At 66.2% G+C, this 18,031-nt stretch carries 20 protein-coding genes; 15 read left to right on the plus strand and 5 right to left on the minus strand.

Annotated elements, in window-relative coordinates:
• Positions 1 to 399: 399 nt before the first annotated feature.
• The 3 genes from WS66_RS29695 to WS66_RS29705 all read right to left on the minus strand — a co-directional run bounded on the left by WS66_RS29695 (position 400) and on the right by WS66_RS29705 (position 4,224).
• On the minus strand, positions 400 to 2,808 hold the full coding sequence (locus WS66_RS29695) for an HAD-IC family P-type ATPase (protein ID WP_082728940.1): 2,409 nt from the start codon (positions 2,806 to 2,808) through the stop codon (positions 400 to 402).
• A gap of 147 nt (positions 2,809 to 2,955) precedes the next feature.
• Complete coding sequence (locus tag WS66_RS29700; RefSeq protein ID WP_059602870.1) at positions 2,956 to 3,408, minus strand: hypothetical protein; 453 nt, start codon at positions 3,406 to 3,408, stop codon at positions 2,956 to 2,958.
• Between the two features lie 33 nt (positions 3,409 to 3,441).
• Positions 3,442 to 4,224, minus strand: coding sequence for a COG4705 family protein (locus WS66_RS29705; protein ID WP_059602369.1), 783 nt, complete (start codon positions 4,222 to 4,224; stop codon positions 3,442 to 3,444).
• A gap of 501 nt (positions 4,225 to 4,725) precedes the next feature.
• Between WS66_RS29705 and WS66_RS29710 the strand changes: the two genes are divergently transcribed.
• From WS66_RS29710 to ligD, 11 genes are all read left to right on the plus strand, one after another.
• Positions 4,726 to 4,932 (plus strand): DUF2191 domain-containing protein, encoded by a 207-nt coding sequence (locus tag WS66_RS29710; protein ID WP_082728941.1) that lies wholly within the window; start codon positions 4,726 to 4,728, stop codon positions 4,930 to 4,932.
• A complete protein-coding gene (locus WS66_RS29715) occupies positions 4,929 to 5,312 on the plus strand; it encodes a type II toxin-antitoxin system VapC family toxin (RefSeq protein ID WP_059602373.1) in 384 nt (127 codons plus the stop codon). Before WS66_RS29710 ends, WS66_RS29715 begins: the two co-directional genes overlap by 4 nt.
• A gap of 205 nt (positions 5,313 to 5,517) precedes the next feature.
• Entirely contained in the window at positions 5,518 to 5,832 is a 315-nt protein-coding gene (locus WS66_RS29720; protein WP_059602377.1) for a hypothetical protein, read from the plus strand.
• Positions 5,833 to 6,537: 705 nt separating this feature from the next.
• Complete coding sequence (locus tag WS66_RS29735; RefSeq protein ID WP_059602380.1) at positions 6,538 to 6,849, plus strand: hypothetical protein; 312 nt, start codon at positions 6,538 to 6,540, stop codon at positions 6,847 to 6,849.
• Between the two features lie 50 nt (positions 6,850 to 6,899).
• Positions 6,900 to 7,211 (plus strand): hypothetical protein, encoded by a 312-nt coding sequence (locus WS66_RS29740; RefSeq protein WP_059602383.1) that lies wholly within the window; start codon positions 6,900 to 6,902, stop codon positions 7,209 to 7,211.
• Between the two features lie 247 nt (positions 7,212 to 7,458).
• Complete coding sequence (locus WS66_RS29745; RefSeq protein ID WP_059602386.1) at positions 7,459 to 8,892, plus strand: RNA polymerase factor sigma-54; 1,434 nt, start codon at positions 7,459 to 7,461, stop codon at positions 8,890 to 8,892.
• A 70-nt stretch (positions 8,893 to 8,962) separates the two neighbouring features.
• Entirely contained in the window at positions 8,963 to 9,151 is a 189-nt protein-coding gene (locus tag WS66_RS29750) for a DUF3008 family protein (RefSeq protein ID WP_059536983.1), read from the plus strand.
• A 54-nt stretch (positions 9,152 to 9,205) separates the two neighbouring features.
• Positions 9,206 to 9,367 carry a DUF1328 family protein gene (locus WS66_RS29755; protein ID WP_027792525.1) on the plus strand — a complete coding sequence of 54 codons (162 nt, stop codon included), beginning with the start codon at positions 9,206 to 9,208 and terminating at the stop codon, positions 9,365 to 9,367.
• Positions 9,364 to 9,750 carry a DUF3022 domain-containing protein gene (locus WS66_RS29760; protein WP_059602389.1) on the plus strand — a complete coding sequence of 129 codons (387 nt, stop codon included), beginning with the start codon at positions 9,364 to 9,366 and terminating at the stop codon, positions 9,748 to 9,750. Before WS66_RS29755 ends, WS66_RS29760 begins: the two co-directional genes overlap by 4 nt.
• 265 nt (positions 9,751 to 10,015) lie before the next feature.
• Positions 10,016 to 11,041, plus strand: coding sequence for a non-homologous end joining protein Ku (gene ku / locus WS66_RS29765; RefSeq protein WP_059602394.1), 1,026 nt, complete (start codon positions 10,016 to 10,018; stop codon positions 11,039 to 11,041).
• Positions 11,042 to 11,065: 24 nt separating this feature from the next.
• Entirely contained in the window at positions 11,066 to 13,840 is a 2,775-nt protein-coding gene (gene ligD, locus WS66_RS29770) for a DNA ligase D (RefSeq protein ID WP_059602397.1), read from the plus strand.
• Between the two features lie 14 nt (positions 13,841 to 13,854).
• Here the strand turns inward: ligD and WS66_RS29775 are convergent, their stop codons facing one another.
• On the minus strand, positions 13,855 to 15,177 hold the full coding sequence (locus WS66_RS29775) for a cation:proton antiporter (RefSeq protein WP_059602400.1): 1,323 nt from the start codon (positions 15,175 to 15,177) through the stop codon (positions 13,855 to 13,857).
• 45 nt (positions 15,178 to 15,222) lie between these two features.
• Positions 15,223 to 15,585 (minus strand): DUF3175 domain-containing protein, encoded by a 363-nt coding sequence (locus WS66_RS29780; RefSeq protein ID WP_059602403.1) that lies wholly within the window; start codon positions 15,583 to 15,585, stop codon positions 15,223 to 15,225.
• 132 nt (positions 15,586 to 15,717) lie between these two features.
• On the opposite strand from WS66_RS29780, the gene WS66_RS33870 reads away from it, so the two are divergent.
• The 4 genes from WS66_RS33870 to WS66_RS29800 all read left to right on the plus strand — a co-directional run bounded on the left by WS66_RS33870 (position 15,718) and on the right by WS66_RS29800 (position 17,777).
• Entirely contained in the window at positions 15,718 to 16,125 is a 408-nt protein-coding gene (locus WS66_RS33870) for a hypothetical protein (protein ID WP_059602406.1), read from the plus strand.
• A gap of 90 nt (positions 16,126 to 16,215) precedes the next feature.
• Positions 16,216 to 16,581, plus strand: a complete 366-nt coding sequence (locus tag WS66_RS29790; RefSeq protein WP_059602873.1) for a DUF3022 domain-containing protein — start codon at positions 16,216 to 16,218, stop codon at positions 16,579 to 16,581.
• 302 nt (positions 16,582 to 16,883) lie between these two features.
• Entirely contained in the window at positions 16,884 to 17,432 is a 549-nt protein-coding gene (locus tag WS66_RS29795; protein WP_059602409.1) for a type 1 glutamine amidotransferase domain-containing protein, read from the plus strand.
• 3 nt (positions 17,433 to 17,435) lie between these two features.
• Entirely contained in the window at positions 17,436 to 17,777 is a 342-nt protein-coding gene (locus WS66_RS29800) for a DUF1488 domain-containing protein (RefSeq protein ID WP_059602412.1), read from the plus strand.
• Positions 17,778 to 18,031 lie beyond the last annotated feature (254 nt).

The raw sequence follows: 18,031 nt of genomic DNA on the forward strand, positions 1-18,031 counted from the left end.
AGTCACACGATGTGCGATGCCGTAGAAACAGCATGCGCCTCCCGAACTGAAGATAATGTTAACGATGCCGTTGATGAGCCGTCTCGAAGGTGCAATGCGAATGTGCGATATGCGGGCCCCTGCGGGCGTTTCGCGCCGGCCCAGCGCTGCAGGAAAGGTGTCGGAACAAAAAAAGACCCGGACTCGCACCGGGTCGAACGAGGGCGGCGAACGACAAGCAACGAATTTCAAGAATCGATCGTTACTTGCTGCGTTTACCGTCACTCTGCGTGGACGAACGAAACAAGAGCCGCACGGTATCGAACCGGCACGGCATATGCACGTTGCCATGCCTTACTTAAGTTATCCTTAAGCTGAGAGGAATCGGGTAAAGCGGAAACTGTTGTCTTGGTGTGAGGCTCAGCGAACGATACAGTGCCCGAAACCAGGCACTCGACTGGCAAGAATCTTGACTTGATCGAGGACAAGCGCGAAGCCTGCGGCAGCGATGCCAACGCCGAGCACCCACGGAAGGGGAAGGGCGGTCACGAGCACGCCTGAAAGCACGAGACCGCAGACAATAGTGGTATCGACAACCGACGAGAAGACCAGCCAGCGACTCGGCTTCGAATCCCATAGATGGTTCTGCGCTCGGAGCACATAGATCATCGATTGATTGCCGAACGCGATGGCAAGAAAGCCCAATGTCTGTACTGCGTGCGACGGCAATTGGCCACCGAATGCGCCGACTGCGACGATCCCTGCCGAAAACACAAGCTTGCATCCGCCGAAGAATGCCGCCGTAAAGACGATCTGCTTCATGTTCCAGTTCTGAGGCTCGCGTCGCGGCTCAACGTGATCGGTGGTCAGCGACATCGTCAGAAAATCGTTGGTGACGAGCAGGATGATCATGATCATCGACGTGATCACCGGTTGATGTAGCGCGATGAGACCATACGCGATCAGCAGCACGACCTCGATTTTCTTCACGAGCATGTTCAAGGTGTAGGTGAGCAACCGGCGGAATGCCATTCGCCCCTCGGTGATGGCTGCAACGACCCCGGATAGCCCGGGCTCGGTAAGCACGATCGCAGCGGCTGCCTTTGCTGCATCACTGGCGCTCGCCACTGCTATGCCGACTTGTGCCTGACGCAGCGCAGGCGCATCGTTGACGCCGTCGCCGCACATGCCGACGACGTGACCGCTCGCCTGAAAAGCCTGTACGAGGCGATATTTGTCTTCAGGCAACACGCGCGCGAACACATCGAAACGCGATAGCGCGGCCCGGTTGAATCCATCATCGTGCGGACACGGCTCCGGGCGCAGGCCGACGTCTCGCGCAATAGCAGTCGCCGTCGCGGCCGAGTCGCCCGTTACCATGACCGTGCGCACCCCCAGATCGCGAAGCGACGCTATCAGGCTTGAGGCGTCCTCACGAGGCGGATCGCTGAGGGCGATCAGACCTGCCAGGACGGCTCGCGTGGCTGGGGATTCCACCGCGACTGCGATGATTCGGTCCCCCCGGCTCGCCAGGTCATCTGCTTTCCGGCGCACGTCCGGCTCGACAGTTGCGATTCTCTCGATGGCCTGCAATGCTCCCTTCGCGACACGCATCTGTCCACCGTCGGAAGCTCGGAAACAGGCCTGGGACATCTTCGTGTCCGGATCGAATGGCACGCGACGAGTCAGGTGATCCTCGAAGGCGATATCGTCTCTCAAAGCTGCCGCTCGAAGGATCGCGGCATCGAGCGGCTCATCGCCTGTCGACTCGCAGGTCAGCGCTGCGAGGTGCAGCATCTGCTCAGTCGTGAAGCCCGGCATCGGCACGATTTCAGCGATTTCCGCCGTGTTTCGAGTAAGCGTACCCGTCTTGTCGGAGCAAAGAACGTCCATGGCCGCCGCTTCGTGGACAGCTGACAGGCTGGTCAGCAGCGCGCCCCGTCGACTGAGCGTAAGCGCACTGAGCGCGGCGGAAAGCGTGAACGTTGCCGGTAGTGCCACGGGCACCGATGCGAGCAGCATCGTCAGCGCGAGGCGAAGCAATTCCGCTGCGGCGAAGCCGAGATGGATGGCGTAGCCGAGCGCGGCCAGTGCGACGGCTCCGTTAATTGCACCCAGGTTCCGGACTGTTTCCAGCACTGCGTGCTGTTCAGCGCTCGGTGCACGCGCGATGCGCACCAGTTCGACGGTCCTGCCGAAATAAGTGCGTGTGCCGGTGGCCACGACAACGCCGAATGCGTGACCGCGTTTCACGATTGCGCCGGCATAAATCGTTGCGCCGGGCGAAATGTCCACAAGCGCGGATTCTCCTGTCAGCATCGACTGATCGGCGGCAACGGATCCGCTCGTCACGCGCACGTCCGCAGGGGAGACCGAACCGATCGGGAGTTCGATCGCATCGTCGGGCACGAGTTCGGCGGCCGGAATCCGGTGCCATTTCCCGTCGCGGCACACTCGGGCCGTCGGTTCGAGCCGCTTTCGCAGAATCGATAGTGCGGCGGAGGATCGTTGCTCATGCGCAAGAGACAACGCGATATTGAACGAAAGCAGCAAGCCGATGATTGCTGCTTCGATATAAGCACCGAGCAGGATTTGCAGGGCAATTGCGCCTTCCAGCAGCCATGGCACTGGCGCCCACAACTTGGTCAGCAGGAGTCGTCTGAAGGAGGGCAGCGTTTCACCAACCGCATTGGGTCCGAATCTGACCGTACGCTGCTGCACTTCGGCGGTCGATAGGCCCGTCGGGATGCCGGTCGTCGTGGATTCGGCTGCGGGTGCCGCGTCCGGAGTACCAGCGACCGAGGATGATGTGCTTGCGGACAATGGCATGTCGCTGTAATCAAACGGCTCGATACGCGGACCAGGGCGGAAACCGCCTTCCACGCTACCGAAGCACTGGATAGTCGGCTTGTGCGAGCGTTCGCTTGGAGATTATCCAGCGTCTATCCCGTGGCCATTGATATGCGTCAATACAACTCAGGAATTCCTGCCCTCGAGCTTGTCGAACGTTTTCAGCAGGTCGCTCAACGCTGCCGTGCAGTTGCCCTGAGTCGGGTGATCAGCACGCAGCGCTTCGAGGGCATGGTCGATTGCCTTGTCTAGTTCATGCCAATCCGCCGCCGCGCGCGGTTTCAAACCGGCTTCCGCGCCGTCCCAGGCAACCTCCAGGTCCTTGATGCGTGTCCTGCCGCCCGTGAGATCACCTTTTGCCACGAGAGTGGATACGTCGGTTGCGATTGTACGGAACTGGGAGAGGTCACCGAGTCTCGATACGTTCGATGACGCGCCGTGCTGCGCATCGGTCGCGCTGGACGCCGTTGCCGCCACAACAGGGCTGTCGGTTTGCTTTGAGCAGCCGGTGGCGAGGGCGAGCATGGCGCACGCGGAAAGCGCGACGAGCAGACATGAAGTTGCGATTCGATAATTCATGAAGGAGCCTCGCATCGAGGTTTGTTTAGGAAGTCACTCCGCCGCATCTGCACGCGCGCGACTGCTGGCGCCGAACTGCGCGACAGCGACGAGCGCGATGATCACGGACAGGAACAGCAGGCTCGTCGATGCGGCACCCAGACCGAATCCGCCGTAATTGCGCGATTGAGTGAGCAGGTCGCCGAGCGATGCACCGAACGGTCGCGTGAGGATGTACGCAATCCAGAAGGTGAGCACCGCGTTGACGCCGCTGCTCCATGCGACGTAGACGAGTGCGAGCAGCACGCCGAATATGACGGTACCCAGCGAAAAGCCGAGCCCAAAGGCTTCGGTCGCGAGATCGCCCGCCGCGGTGCCCAGCGCGAACGTACACAGGATCGCGGCCCAGTAGAACAACTCACGCTGCGGCGTGTCGATCGAGTCGATTGACAGCGTGCCCTCGATTCGGTACCAGATCGCGAAGATCGCGGCGAGAGCAACGGCGAACACGCTTGTGCTGACATACAGACTGACGCCGAGGCCGTCAGTCAGCAGATCGGTGATCTGGGTCCCGACGATGCTTACCAGGACGACCGTGAGCCAGTAGATCCATGGGGTGCAGCGTCGCGTGCGCATCTGCAGGACAAGCGCTATTGCAAGCAAGGACATCATCAAGCCGCGAGTTAAACCTTGGCCCCAGCCCGCGTTGACTGCCAGGTAGTCGGAGGCAGTTTCACCGACCGTGGTGGACATGATTTTGATAATCCAGAACGCAAGCGTGATCTCAGGAACCTTGTTGAGCCAGCGTGAGATGGGCGTGTCGGTAGCGGGCGACATGGTGGCGATTCCTCAGGAGTTGAGTGCCACGCAGTCTAGCTGGGCAGACTTAGGGGAACCTTAGTGTGGAGCAGGGAGAAATCGGACAACCGGGGTCGTCGTGTGCGCTATTTCTAGAGCCATTAATTTTACATAAGCTAAACTAGCGATTTTTTAGGGTCGCAAGAAAATACCGTCTGCGAGCCCGGTCTTGGCAAACGCATACTGTGCCGGCGCAACGACTGCAACTCACACGCTTTGTTGCCCCGAGTCGTTGCTTAAAAGTCACTTGCGCACGGATGGTCGCGCAGCGCGTTGACCATGCAGAACGAGACCACTGCCTATGCGCGCGCCTGCAACGCCGTGACGAATTTCGACAACCGCTCCCGCCTCCGTAGTCGACTCTCGCTTGCGCAAGCGTCACGGCCCCATTTCAGACAGACCATTAATTCATTTATCAACGACTGGACCGCCGGCGAGTTGATGCTAAAATTGATGTGAAATGGCATCAAAGGAGTCATCATGCGTACCACCGTCACCGTCGACGACACTCTTTATGCGCGCGCACTCGAACTTGCCGAGCCGGGTATGTCGCCGGCCGACCTGTTTCGGGCTGCACTAGAAACGTTCGTGCGTGTCCAGGCCGGCCAACGCCTTGCCGCGCTTGGCGGTAGCGCACCCGACATGCCGGATGTGCCGCGTCGCAACCCAGATGCGGCTGACCGATGAGCGTTCTGGTCGACACCTCCGTCTGGGTCGAGCATTTCCGGCGACCGCTACCGGCGCTTATCCAACTGCTGCGCGTCGATGATGTCTTGACGCATCCACTAGTGATGCTCGAGCTCACGTGCGGGACGCCGCCCGAACCGCGGGCCCGAACCTTGGGAGATCTCGCGCTATTGCGCCAAACGCGCCTCGCGACGCCGGGCGAGGTAGCGGACTGGATCGAGCGGGAACGGCTGTATGGGCGCGGATGCGGTGCGGTGGATTGCACGCTGCTGGCGTCGGTGCTGTTGACCCCGAGCACTAAGCTCTGGACGCGCGATCGTCGGCTCGCGCAACTGGCGGAGCAATTCGGGGTTCACTACCTACCGCCCGACCTCCATTGAGCGAAGCAGTTGCCGGCTTCTGCAGTGATGCCACCACATTCCTTTGCTCGCACTAGCAAGCGCTAGACGGCCACAATGCAGGCAGCGGATCGTAATCGCCCCTATAGCCCGCCCCGCAGCGACCACGGCCATCACACAACATGGCCGATTTTCGGCAGACTCTCGCGCAGCGTTAGAATATCGCCCCTTCTCATGTGAGATCAAAATGTCCTGGTTCGTTTACGAAGTGCCCGAATACCACGAAGACGCCGCGCGCATCGAACCCTTCAGCGACCTGCGTAGCCGTGTGCTGAAAGTCGGTGGCCTGGCCATGGCGGACGAACTGGAAAGCGTTCGCGAGAATGCCGCGGCGACAGCAGACACGCCCGAGCGCCCCCTGCGGACTCCGGAGAATCCGCAGGTCTTTCCGATTCCTTACGCCGACTCCATGATCCTGGTCGGGTTCATCTTCGATCTGAAACGCGAATTCCGGCAACTGGTCGTGTCACCCGTGGAAATGCCCTGGCTGAAAGACGCGTAAAAGGTGGTCGGAACGGAAGCCAACGGAAGAGTTGCTCCTGTTCTTGAGGCCGGGGTGCGAATATCCAGCGCACGCTTTCGAATACACATGCGTCGAGTTGGAACCACACGTCGGACTGAATCGAGCTGCGCAGCTACTAAAACAGGGGGAGCTGCCGTGGGCCGCGACAGGGTACCGAGACGTGTTCGCCATCTTTCCCTGCACGTTGCGTCCAGGCCACCACGGGGACGTGCGCCCCATCGACGATTAAGCCGAAGGCAAACGCTTCAAACCCCTCCCGCACAAGATGCGTCAGAGGCCGCCAGGTCGGCGTCCAACCTCGCGCGCGCAAGCAATTGACGTTTGGTCAGGCCCGGCACGCACTCACGGGCGAAACAGGTGCAGGCGTCGGGCACCGACTCGGGAGGGAACGTCGGCGGTAACGCGAAGCCCGACAGTCGCAAGGTGTCTGTTATCCACGGTTCTCTACAACAACGACAACTGAGCCGGTATGCTTGCGCGAACTGCTTGATCGCTTTGCTTTACCGCCAGGCTCTGCCGGTCCGTGGACTGAGTATTCCCGTCGTCCTGTCGATACTTCCGCGCCCAATCGTCGCCAATCACATCGGATGAGAACACAACGCCTGGCGCAATCTGAACAAGCTGGCTCATTGGCAGATGTGTAGTGGTCAACTAATCCCGGACCCGATCCAAGGAGGGGCCACGATGAGCATCCACGTGAAACCCGGCATGCTGCGCGACGTGGCCGAGACGCTCGGCCGCCATTTCGAGGCGCGGGCGATGCCGTTCGATGTCGACGAGCAGCCGCCCGGCGCGCTGCGCTTCGGCTTTCGCATCGACGGCCATCCGGCGTCGCTGACCGTCACCTTCGACGCCGACGCGTTCGCGGCGCTCGAGCAGGCCGGTATCGAGCGACAACGTGGTGCGCTGGCACGCGTCGCCGCCGAGTTCGACACGATGATGGCGCACCGCGCGCCGACCGCGTATGCGGGCGATTTCCATTTCAACCGGCTCTGAGCCGTGTCGCCACGGCCGGCCCGGCGCCACCGATTCAACGGAGGATTCCGATGAAGCCGATCCAGTCGATGCGTGTGGGCGCCTGTGCGTTCGCCGCCGCGTGCGCGCTCGGCGCATGCACGCAACCGCAGGCCACTTACGGCACGCGCGGCGCTCCGCCAGCGCCGCCGGACGGTCATGGCGCGTCGCCGACCACGACGATGCCGGACGCGAACACGCGCTACGACACGCGTCCGTCGCCGTACAACACGATGCCGGCGGGTGCGGCCGGCGGTGAGGCGGCCGACGTGCCGCCGCCGGGCCCGAACGGCGCGCAGGGCGACCGGACGATGCCGGGCACGCCGCCGCCGATGCAGTACTGACGTGCGGCACGTCGTGCGGGCGGCTGCGGTCGGATACGCCGGCGCGCCGGCGCGCAGCCGGTGCGTCCGCCCGGCGCGAATTCCGTGCCTCCAACTTGCCGGCACTTGTAAAAAAGGCAGCAGCCGGGGCCGCCGCAAGCGGGGTGCGAACCCGCGAGAGCCGCGACGGACGGCGCTTCGGCCCCTTGGCATGGAAGCTGCATGAATGCGTCTGCACGCAATTCCGCACACCGTCAGGAGGGCATCGATGTCCGTCACGCTTGCGCTCCAGATGCGACAGCATCTGGCACTCACGCCGAGGCTTCAGCAGTCCCTTCGCCTGTTGCAGTTGTCTTCGCTCGAATTCCAGCAGGAACTGAGGCAGGCGCTCGACTTGAATCCGTTTCTCGAAGATGGCCAGGGCGACGACGAAGCCGCCGCCGACGTACCCGAATCCACCGCCGAAGCCGCGGCGCCCGAGCCGCCGCCAGAGCGCGAGGACGTGCGTCCGCCTGACGGCGAGGTGTCGTATACGGCGGCGCCGGCGCCGCGCGGCACGAGCCGCCACGCTGACGACGCGAGCGACCTGTCGCCCGGCGAGTGGATGGCGGCCGAGCCGTCGCTGCACCAGCAACTGCACGATGCGCTGCGCCTTTATCCGCTGAATAAGCGCGACCGCGAGGCTGCGCGCATCGTGATCGATGCGCTCGACGAGGACGGCTACCTGCGTCAGGAGCTGGCCGAGCTGCTGGTCGCGGCCGATCCGGCGCTGCTGCTGTCGGAACAGGATCTCGCGGTGGCGCTGCGGCTCGTGCAGATGCTGGACCGTCCGGGCATCGCCGCACGCTCGGTGTCCGAATGCCTGGTGCTGCAGCTCGACGCGATTCCAGCCGGCACGCCGGCGCTCGCGGAGGCGAAGGCGATCGCGCGCGACCATCTCGAACGGCTCGCGCGGCGCGAGACGGCGGAAATCCAGCGACGCCTGGGTTGCAGCCAGGCGACGATGCAGGCCGCGTGCGCGCTGGTGCGCACACTCGATCCGCGTCCCGGCAACCACTACGGCAGCACGCGCGGCGACTACGTGATACCCGACGTGATCGTGCGCCAGGTGCGCGACGAATGGGTCGTGACGATCAACCCGGCCGTGCTGCCGCGCGCGCGGCTGCACGAGCGCTACGCAACCTTGTTCGCGCAGTCGAGCGGCGAGCACGATTCGCCGCTCGGCCAGCAGTTGCAGGAAGCGCGCTGGCTGATCCGCAACGTGCAGAAGCGCTTCGACACGATCCAGCGCGTCGGCGAATGCATCGTCGCGCGGCAGCGCGATTTCTTCCGCTATGGCGAGATCGCGATGAAGCCGCTCGTGCTGCGCGACATCGCCGAGGCGCTCGACCTGCACGAATCGACCGTGTCGCGCGCGACGGGCAACAAGTACATGGCCACGCCGCACGGCACGTTCGAGTTCAAGTATTTCTTCCCGCGCAAGCTGGAGGCAGCCGGCAAGGGCGTGTGCTCGGCGTTGGCCGCGAAGGTGCTGATCCGCGACATGATCGCGGCCGAGCGGCACTCCGACCCGCTGTCGGACGTCGCGCTCACCCAGAACCTGGCGGGGCGCGGCATCCTTCTTGCGCGTCGGACGGTGACCAAGTACCGCCAGGCGATGAAGATTCCGCCGGCTGAACTGCGGCGGCGCGACGCCGCATGACGATGCCGTTCGAACCGCGCGCGGCCTGCGCACCGCGCTGCCCGCGCGCACCACCGAGAGGAGGAAAGCCATGCCAGCCAAGTCCCAGGCACAGCAGCGTGCCGCGGGGGCCGCCCTGTCGGCCAAGCGCGGTGACACCAAGATGAAGGACCTGAAGCCGCCTGCGAAGTCGATGGCCAAGTCGATGAGCGAGAAGGAACTCGAAAAAATGGCTTCGACGCCGGCCCACGGCAAACCCAGGCACAAGCACGATTCTTGATCGGCGGCGACACGCGTCGACGATCGCCATTCGTCAGGACTCCAGGAGGAATTCATGCTTCGATACGCCATCATCTTCTTCATCATCGCGATCGTCGCCGCCGTGTTCGGCTTCGGCGGCATCGCGGCCGGCGCGGCCGAGATCGCGAAGATCCTGTTCTACATCTTCGTCGTGATCTTCCTGGTCACGCTGCTGCTGGGCGTCGTGCGCCGATGACGGTCACGCCCGACCGTTCGCAGCGCATCGCTGAACTCGAAGCTGCGCTCGCGAACGGATTTCCGTCGGAGTCGACCCTCGTCGTGCATGCGGACGACGCGTCCGGGCGACTGACGATCCAGGTGTCGTGGGTGCGGGTACCGGTCGACGCGAGCGCGCGTCAGTGGCGCTGCGTGGTGGACCTGCGCTTCGAGCCGGACGTCCTCGCGCGGTACGTGTCCCTCGACTCGGCCGAGCGGTTGCGCGTTCGGACGCATGTGTGCGACATGGCGCGGCGCGCGGTGGATGAACAGAAACCGCGCGTCGAGGACGCCGAGATCGAATGCAGCGTCGCGCTCGACGTGACGCGCGAGGAGCTGGATCGCGCGCTTCGCGCGCCCTGACGTCACGGCAGCAGCCCGCCGTGACACCGGAGCGAGCCGTCGCGGCACGCGCCGCGCGGCTCGCTCGTTTCCCGTGACGGCTCCGTGCACGCCGTGACGCACGCAGCCGTCCTTCATCGAACCGACAGGAGGGCGCGCGCATGACGTATCTCCCCGATCCGGCAATCCACCGCCACCCGACGGCGCGAAATCGCGCCAGCGCGCGGAGCGTTGCACGGGGGAGCCGGTACGCCAGGCGCGCGTGCAAGCGGCAAGGAGGACAGGCATGGCCCCGCGGATGATATGGAAAGGCGCGATCAGCTTCGGGCTCGTTCATGTGCCCGTGCAGCTGTTTCCCGCGACACGCACCGTGAAGCCGTCGTTCCGGCTGCTCGACAAGCGCTCGATGGATCCGGTCGGCTACCGGCAGATCAACAAGCGCACCGGCAAGGAAGTCACGCGCGAGGACATCGTGCGCGGTTACGAGTACGAGAAGGAGCGCTACGTCGTGCTGACCGACGACGAAATCCGCGCGGCGAACCCCGAATCGACGCAGACCGTCGACATCCTGACCTTCGTCGACGAGGATGCCGTGTCGTTCCTCTATCTCGACACGCCGTACTACCTCGTGCCGGACCGCAAGGGCGAAAAGGTTTATGCGCTGTTGCGCGACGCACTGAAGGACAGCGGCAAGATCGGCATTGCGCTCGTGGTGATGCGCGACCGACAGCATCTTGGCGCGCTGATTCCGGTCGGGCCGCTGCTCGCGCTCGATACGCTGCGCTGGCAGGAAGAATTGCGGCCCCTCGACGAACTGACGGTGCCGGCCGAAGACGCGAAGGGCGCGGGCGTGACCGCGCGCGAGCTGGGAATGGCGAAGAAGCTGATCGACGACATGGCCGGCAAATGGACGCCCGACGAGTATCACGACACGTTCCGCGACGACATCCTCGAGCTGGTCGAGCGCAAGGTGCGCGCGGGCAAGATCGAGGAGATCGAGGAGCGGCCCGCACAGACGAGCCGCGCGGCGACCAACGTGGTCGACCTGACCGAGCTGCTGAAGCGCAGCCTGAAGGGCGGCGGCGGGGCGCGTGCGGCGGATCTCCGCGATGCGGGCGACGACGAGGATGCGAATACCGATGGGGCATCCTCGTCGTCGCGCGGCGGCGGGCGCCGCAAGCCGGTTTCGAAAACCGCGGTGAAGGGCGCGGCCACGAAAACCGCGGCGGCGAAACGGCCGTCCGCGAAACGTGCCGCGACCGGCGAGCATGCGGTGAAGAAAACCACCGCGCGCCGCAAGCATGCCGCCTGACGCCGCGCGACACGAGGTGATGCAATGCCCGGCAAGCTCGATCCATATCGCCGCAAACGCCACTTCGGCGCGACGCCGGAACCTGAAGGCGCGCACGGGCGTCGGCGTGCGAAGGCGGACGCGAAACCGTCCGCGCGCGGGCGTGCGCGCACCGGCCATCCGCTGCGCTTCGTGATCCAGGAGCATCATGCGCGGCGATTGCACTACGACTTCCGGCTCGAACTCGACGGCACGCTGAAGTCGTGGGCCGTGCCGAAGGGGCCGAGCCTGGATCCGTCGGTGAAGCGTCTCGCCGTGCATGTCGAGGACCATCCGCTCGAATATGCGTCGTTCGAAGGCGAGATTCCGGCCGGGCATTACGGAGCAGGATCGGTCGTCGTTTGGGACGAGGGCACGTGGACGCCCGACGGCGGCCTCGCGCAGGCACGCGACGGCTATCGCGCGGGCAAGCTCACGTTCCGGCTCGACGGCGAGAAGCTGCACGGCGGCTGGGCGCTCGTGCGCAGCGGGCGCCAGCAAGGGCGACAGGAGCAGTGGCTGCTGATCAAGGAGCGCGACGACGACGCGCGCGGCGCGGACGAATTCGACGTCGTCGGCGAGCGGCCGGGAAGTGTGCATGATGGTGCGGTGGCGCTGCCGGATTCGCCCGACGGCGCCACGCGTACGCGCCGTGTGCCGCGCGGCCGCGGCGACAAGGCAGGGAAACGCGCTGCACGTGGCGCGCGGCATGACGAACGCGACGATCATGGCCGTTCGCCGGCCGATCCGTCCGGGATCGAAGGCGCAGTGCGCGCGCCGTTGCCCGAGCGCGTCGCGCCGCAACTCGCGACGCTGGTCGACGGCCCGCCCGAGCAGGGCGGCTGGCGCTACGAATTGAAGTTCGACGGCTACCGGATCCTCGCGCGCATTGCGGGCAAGGGCACACGCCGGCATGTGAAGCTGATGACGCGCGAAGGCCGCGACTGGACCGCGAAGCTGCGCGCGCAACGCGACGCGCTCGCCGCGCTCGACGTCGACGGCGCATGGTTCGACGGCGAGGCCGTCGTGCTCGGCGAGCACGGTCTCCCCGATTTCCAGGCGCTGCAGAACGCCCTCGGCGCAGGGCGCTCGGACGCGGTCACGCTGTTCGTATTCGATCTGCCCTATCTTGACGGTTACGACCTGCGCGACGCACCGCTCACCGCGCGCCGCGCGCTGCTTGAACCCCTGCTGGCCGACAGCGACCCCGCGCGGCTGCGCTTTTCGCCCGATCTCGGCGACGACGTCGCGTCGCTGATCGCGAGCGCATGCGATACCGGCCTCGAAGGGCTGATCGGCAAGCGCGCGGACTCGCGCTACCGGCCCGGACGCTCACCTGCGTGGATCAAGCTCAAATGCCGACGCCGGCAGGAGTTCGTGATCGGTGGCTATACCGAGCCGTCGGGCAGCCGCCACGGCTTCGGCGCGCTGCTGCTCGGCGTGCACGAACCGGCGCCGGCCGGCAAGCGGCGGCGCGGGCCGACACCGCTGCGCTATGTCGGCCGGGTCGGCACAGGCTTCGACGCACGCATGCTCGACCGGCTTGCCGCGATCCTGCGCAAGCACGAGCGCGAAACGGCGCCGTTCGATCCACCGCCGCGCGAACGCTCGCGCACGCGCGTGCACTGGATCGAGCCGACGCTCGTCGCCGAATGCGAATTCGCGGAGTGGACCGGCGACGGCATCGTGCGGCAGGCCGCGTTCATCGCGCTGCGCGAAGACAAGCCGGCCGCGCAGATCGTCCGCGAAGTGCCGAAACATGCGAAAAATGCGGAACCGGAGGTGGCGATGGATCGACATCGAACCACGCACGCGGCTCACGAGGCGAATGGCCGCGAGCACCACGCGCGTTCTCGGGCATCCACCCGCGCGGCGGGCAACGATGCCGGCCCGGATCAGCTCGGCCGCGTGCGCATCACCCATCCCGACCGCGTGCTCGATCCGCGAAGCGGCACGCGCAAGATCGATCTCGCGCGTTACTGGCAATGGATCGCGCCGTGGCTGTTGCCGGACCTGAAGGGGCGACCCGTGTCGCTCGTGCGCGCGCCTGGCGACATCGCCGGCGAGCTGTTCTTCCAGAAGCACGCGGAGCGCCGCGAGATCCCGTTCGTCACGCAACACGCCGGGCTCGATCCAGGGCACGGTCCGCTGCTGTCGCTCGACAACGTCGACGCGCTGCTTGGTGCCGCGCAGATGGGCACGATCGAACTGCATACGTGGAACGCGCACGCGTCGAACATCGAGCGGCCGGACCGAATCGTGTTCGACCTCGATCCTGATCCCGCGCTGCCGTGGAGCGCGATGATCGAGGCCGCGCAACTCGTGTGCGGGCTGCTCGACGAACTGGGGCTCGCGTCGTTCTGCAAGACGAGCGGCGGCAAGGGGCTGCATGTGGTCGTGCCGATCACGCGACACCTCGGATGGGACGACGTGAAGGATTTCTCGCGCGCGGTCGCGCAACACATCGCGGGTGCGCTGCCCGACCGTTTCACCGCGACGATGGGCCCGCGTCATCGTCGCGGCAAGATCTTCATCGACTACCTGCGCAATGGCCGCGGCGCGAGCACGATCGCCGCGTATTCGGCGCGTGCGCGGCCCGGGATGGGCGTGTCGGTGCCGCTGCGTTGGGACGAGGTGCCCGACACGACGGGCGGCGCGCAATGGACGATCGACACGCTGCACGAACGGCTCGACCGGCTCGAGCGCGATCCGTGGGAAGGCTACGACGACACGCGGCAGCGCATCTCCGCGCAGATGCGCGCGCGGCTCGGCGCGTCGTGACGTCGCCGGCGCGGTCAACGCCGGCGCTGCTGCAGGCGGTAATACCAGGCCATCAGCGGCGTCGCGGATACGCCGTGCACGATCACCGACGCCGACACGACGGCCAGCACCGGCGCCGCGAGCGGGCGTACCGCGCTGGACGGCCCGTGTTCGAGCGCGAACAGCAGGTAATAGAACGAGCCGATCCCGCGTATCCCGAACCACGCCATCAACCGCCGTTGCGCGTGGGTCGCGCGCGAGCCGGTCAGCGTCAGCAACACGGCGAGCGGCCGCACGGCCACGAACAGCACGAGGGCGAGCCCGATTGCGCCCCACGTCACGAGCGGCGTCGATAGCGTCGCGAGCACGCTGCCGACCATCGTCATGATGAGCGCCTCGGCGATCCGTTCGAGCTCGATCGTGAAGTCCAGCACCGATTCGGTCATGAACGCGTGCACCTTCTCCGGATGCTTCTCGGTCGCGACCACGTCTTCCGAATCGATCCGGCCGATCACTTCGCGCGGTCGCCGGCCGCCGCTCGCGCGATGCTCGACGCGGCGCATCGCGACGCCCGCGGCGAACGTCGCGATGAAGCCGAACGTATTCGCAAGCTGCGCGACGCCGAACGACAGCACGATCAGCGCGAGCGCGAAGAAGCCTTCGAATCCGAGCGCCTGCGCATGGCGGGTGCGCAGCCAGCCGATCGCCTTGGTGGTGGACGCGCCGAGCACGCCGCCGATCGCGGCCGCGCCTGCGATGCCCCACAGCGCGGCCAGCGCGAACGCACCCGACAGCGCTGGCCGCGCGTGCGGCATGTCGGACGCACCGCACAGCGCGAGGCCCGCGAGCGCGAACGGCAGCGCGATCCCGTCGTTCAGCCCGCCTTCGCCGGACAGCGCGAAGCGCACCAGGTCGCGGTCGCCGGGATCGTGCACCTGCACGTCGTGCGCGAGTACCGGGTCGGTCGGCGCGAGGATCGCCGCGAGCAGCAGCGCGGGGCCCCAGCCGAGCCCGAGCGTCACCACCGCGCAGCCGGCGAGCAGCGGCACGGTGACGATCATCGCAAGCAGGCCGAGCCGGCAGGGCACGAGCCACAACTTGTCGGACAGCGGCACGCGCAGCCGCAGTCCGATCGCGAACAGCGAAACCAGCAGCGCGACCTCGACGATCTCGCGCAGCAGCGGCGCGTCGCGTTCGATGTCGAGATGCAGGAGTCCGGCGCCGGACGGGCCGAGCGCGACGCCGAGCGCGAGATAGATCATCGCGCTGCTGCATGGCAGGTGACGCAGCGCCGACGTCGCGACACCCATTGCCATCAGCACCGCGCCGATGATCAGATACCACAGCGTTTCATGCATGCGTGCACGCGGAACAGGTCGATACGAAGCGGTTGAGGGGGAGCGTCACGGCTTGCGGCCGAACGCCTCGCGCAGTTTCCGCTTCGCGCGTTCGAGCGTCGCGCGGCGTGTTTTCGGCAGGTTGCGGCCCGCGCGGTTCACATAGAAGTTGAGCATCGACATCGCCGACTGGAACGGCGGCGCCTTGCGGCGGCGGCTGTGTTCGGCCGAGCGCTTGAGCGACGCCGCGATCTCGCCCGGGTCGTCGGACTTGAAGATCTCGGGTTCGATGTCCAGCGCATCGCTCTTTTTCATGACGTCGGCGGACCAGCGCTTGCGATGATGCGGATCGTTGCTGCGCGCGCGGCCGGGGCGGCGCGTCACGCGTTTGCCGTGCGGACGGGAAGCGGAAGCTGAAGCTGAAGGCATGACTGGGCTCCGTACGGGATCGATGGTCCTGCGCAGCAAGCCGCATGCCGCGCAGCGCTGACGGCACGTGCCTTGCTGAACCAGGGACGCAGGAAATTCCACGACAGCGGTTCCATCGAGGGAGAACGTTCCATGAAGCCAGTATTCGAATCGAAATTCGCTGCGCGCCGGATCCTTGCATGCGCGGCCGTCGCACTCGTCGCGGCCGCACCGGCCGCATGGGCACAGAATTCGCAGCGTTCCGACGAAGGCACCGCGGCGCCGATCCTGTCGCCGCCGGACACGTCGGCACAGAGCGCAGGCGGCAGCATGTCGAATGGCAATACGGCGGCGCCGCCGCCCGCGACCCGCATGCAGGAGCCACGCGCCATGCGTTCGCACGCGCGCCCGAATGTGCGCACCAAGCCGGGCGGCCCGAGCGGTGCCGGCACCGGCGGTAGCGGCGGCACCGGCGGCGCCAACGGCGGTGGCAGCGCAGGGGCGGGCGCGGGCGGTGGCGGCGCGGGCGGTACGGGCGGCGCCGGTTCCAGCGGCTACTGACGATCACGGCGTCGCGCCGGCGTAACCGGCGCGGCGCGATGGCGGGCGCCGGCCGCGGGGCGGCACATCGCCACCACGCAGGAGGACATGATGCACTCGAACCAGCGGACCTCGTTCGATCCGACCGAACTGGACACCGACGAGGTCGATACGGACGATCTCGATACGACGGTGCATGTCGACATCGAGACCGGCAGGATCACGTTTCATGCGGCCTGGGCCCTGGCGCCCGATGCGCCGCCCGATACCGCGCGGCACTCGGTCGTGCTCGCACTCGACTACGACACGATGGAGCGCTACGTCGATCTCGACGACGACGCTCGAATGCGCGTGCACGCGATGCTGCACGATGCCGTGCAGGCCACGCTCGACACGCTGCCCGACGTCACCGAGGATTTGACGCTGACGGTCGAGCTGACCGATGCAATGCTCGATGCAGCGCGTCATCTGCAGTGAGCGTGTCGAGCCGGTAGCGACCCGCCACGGGCGCGACCTTGCATGACGGCGCCGGGCGGCTGTCGCGGGCAGTCGCGTTACATCCCTTTGAAATCTTTGCAGACGCGCGCGGCGCGGCGTGACGTCGGGCCTTACGCGTCACGCGGCGGCTCATGCGCGTGAGGCCATTCGGGGATTGCGGGTCGCGCCCCATGGACGCGATGGTGCGTGCAGTGATGTCCCCGTGCGCGCGGCAGGCACGCAGATTGCTGCACGACAGGCACGGCACGACCGATGCCGCGACATCAACAGGAGGGCGCTCCATGATCGGCAAGCTGGACCATTGCAAGGTGGCGATACTCGCGGTCGACGGCTTCGAGGAAGCCGAGCTCGTCGAGCCGCAGCGCGCGCTCAGGGCTGAAGGCGCGCAGGTCGACGTGATTTCGCAGAAGCCCGGCGAGATCCAGGGGTTCAGGCACGTCGACAAGGGCGATCGCGTGAAGGTCGACCATACGTTCGACGATGCGCGCGAAGGCGACTACGACGCGGTCGTGCTACCGGGTGGTGTCGTCAACGGCGACGCGATCCGGATGGTGACGGCCGCGCGCGAATTCGTGACGGCGGCAGTCGGTGCGGGCAAGCCGATCGCCGCGATCTGTCACGGCGGCTGGCTGCTCGTGTCGTCGGGGCTGGTGGACGGCCGCACGATGACGAGCTGGCCGAGCCTGCAGGACGACATCCGCAACGCGGGCGGCAAGTGGGTCGACCAGGAGGTCGTGCGCGACGGCAACCTGATCACGAGCCGCAAGCCCGACGACCTGCCCGCATTCAACGGCGCGCTGGTGCAGTGTCTGGCGTCGCGGGGGGCCTGAGCGATGCCCGCCGGTTCCATCCATCGCGTGACGCTGACTGACGGGCTGCCCGAGTTCGACGGCGCGGCGCTGCAGATGCGCTTCGTGGTCGAGGTCGATGGGAAGCCGCTCACATGCGCGATCACGGTCGAAGCGCTCGAGGATCATTTCGGCGCGCGCTCCGCGCTCGAGGCTGACCTGCGCGACGCGTTCGAGCGCGGCCGTGCGCGCATCGAGGCCGCGTGCGAGGAAGTGCTCGCGGACGGCGAGGGCGGCGTGGAACTGCACAGCGGCTATTTCCGCGCGCGCGATCAGGCGGCGGGGAAAACGGCGCGGGCGGGGCTGTTCCGTTCGAGGAAGTCGTGATCCGCGCGGCTGCGCGACGCCGGCGCGGGCCGGCTCGCGGGCCGCGCGTGTGCTCGCTTACACGCCGTTGAAAACTTTGCAGCAGCCGTCACGCGGTTCGTGGTGACACATCGCGCCCCGCGCCGGCCGCGAGCGGGGCAGCCGCGTCCCGCGATCTGGCACGCTCCCTGCATGCTTCTCCCGTCACCGGCGCACGTTTCGCGCCGTGCGTCGCCGCGATGCCGCCGCTGCATCGTGCGAAGCCGTCAACGGGG

This window comes from Burkholderia sp. LA-2-3-30-S1-D2 (assembly GCF_001523915.2).
GTDB lineage: Bacteria > Pseudomonadota > Gammaproteobacteria > Burkholderiales > Burkholderiaceae > Burkholderia > Burkholderia diffusa.

What these genes read in the sequence shown, in the direction of transcription:
- WS66_RS29755 (WP_027792525.1), top strand. Translation starts at nt 9,206, where the DNA reads ATGCTTCGATACGCCATCATCTTCTTCATCATCGCGATCGTCGCCGCC.
- WS66_RS29700 (WP_059602870.1), bottom strand. Translation starts at nt 3,408, where the DNA reads ATGAATTATCGAATCGCAACTTCATGTCTGCTCGTCGCGCTTTCCGCG.
- WS66_RS29790 (WP_059602873.1), top strand. Translation starts at nt 16,216, where the DNA reads ATGCACTCGAACCAGCGGACCTCGTTCGATCCGACCGAACTGGACACC.
- ligD (WP_059602397.1), top strand. Translation starts at nt 11,066, where the DNA reads ATGCCCGGCAAGCTCGATCCATATCGCCGCAAACGCCACTTCGGCGCG.
- ku (WP_059602394.1), top strand. Translation starts at nt 10,016, where the DNA reads ATGGCCCCGCGGATGATATGGAAAGGCGCGATCAGCTTCGGGCTCGTT.
- WS66_RS29775 (WP_059602400.1), bottom strand. Translation starts at nt 15,177, where the DNA reads ATGCATGAAACGCTGTGGTATCTGATCATCGGCGCGGTGCTGATGGCA.
- WS66_RS29740 (WP_059602383.1), top strand. Translation starts at nt 6,900, where the DNA reads ATGAAGCCGATCCAGTCGATGCGTGTGGGCGCCTGTGCGTTCGCCGCC.
- WS66_RS29720 (WP_059602377.1), top strand. Translation starts at nt 5,518, where the DNA reads ATGTCCTGGTTCGTTTACGAAGTGCCCGAATACCACGAAGACGCCGCG.
- WS66_RS29735 (WP_059602380.1), top strand. Translation starts at nt 6,538, where the DNA reads ATGAGCATCCACGTGAAACCCGGCATGCTGCGCGACGTGGCCGAGACG.
- WS66_RS29710 (WP_082728941.1), top strand. Translation starts at nt 4,726, where the DNA reads ATGCGTACCACCGTCACCGTCGACGACACTCTTTATGCGCGCGCACTC.
- WS66_RS33870 (WP_059602406.1), top strand. Translation starts at nt 15,718, where the DNA reads ATGAAGCCAGTATTCGAATCGAAATTCGCTGCGCGCCGGATCCTTGCA.
- WS66_RS29745 (WP_059602386.1), top strand. Translation starts at nt 7,459, where the DNA reads ATGTCCGTCACGCTTGCGCTCCAGATGCGACAGCATCTGGCACTCACG.
- WS66_RS29780 (WP_059602403.1), bottom strand. Translation starts at nt 15,585, where the DNA reads ATGCCTTCAGCTTCAGCTTCCGCTTCCCGTCCGCACGGCAAACGCGTG.
- WS66_RS29760 (WP_059602389.1), top strand. Translation starts at nt 9,364, where the DNA reads ATGACGGTCACGCCCGACCGTTCGCAGCGCATCGCTGAACTCGAAGCT.
- WS66_RS29750 (WP_059536983.1), top strand. Translation starts at nt 8,963, where the DNA reads ATGCCAGCCAAGTCCCAGGCACAGCAGCGTGCCGCGGGGGCCGCCCTG.
- WS66_RS29705 (WP_059602369.1), bottom strand. Translation starts at nt 4,224, where the DNA reads ATGTCGCCCGCTACCGACACGCCCATCTCACGCTGGCTCAACAAGGTT.
- WS66_RS29800 (WP_059602412.1), top strand. Translation starts at nt 17,436, where the DNA reads ATGCCCGCCGGTTCCATCCATCGCGTGACGCTGACTGACGGGCTGCCC.
- WS66_RS29795 (WP_059602409.1), top strand. Translation starts at nt 16,884, where the DNA reads ATGATCGGCAAGCTGGACCATTGCAAGGTGGCGATACTCGCGGTCGAC.
- WS66_RS29695 (WP_082728940.1), bottom strand. Translation starts at nt 2,808, where the DNA reads ATGCCATTGTCCGCAAGCACATCATCCTCGGTCGCTGGTACTCCGGAC.
- WS66_RS29715 (WP_059602373.1), top strand. Translation starts at nt 4,929, where the DNA reads ATGAGCGTTCTGGTCGACACCTCCGTCTGGGTCGAGCATTTCCGGCGA.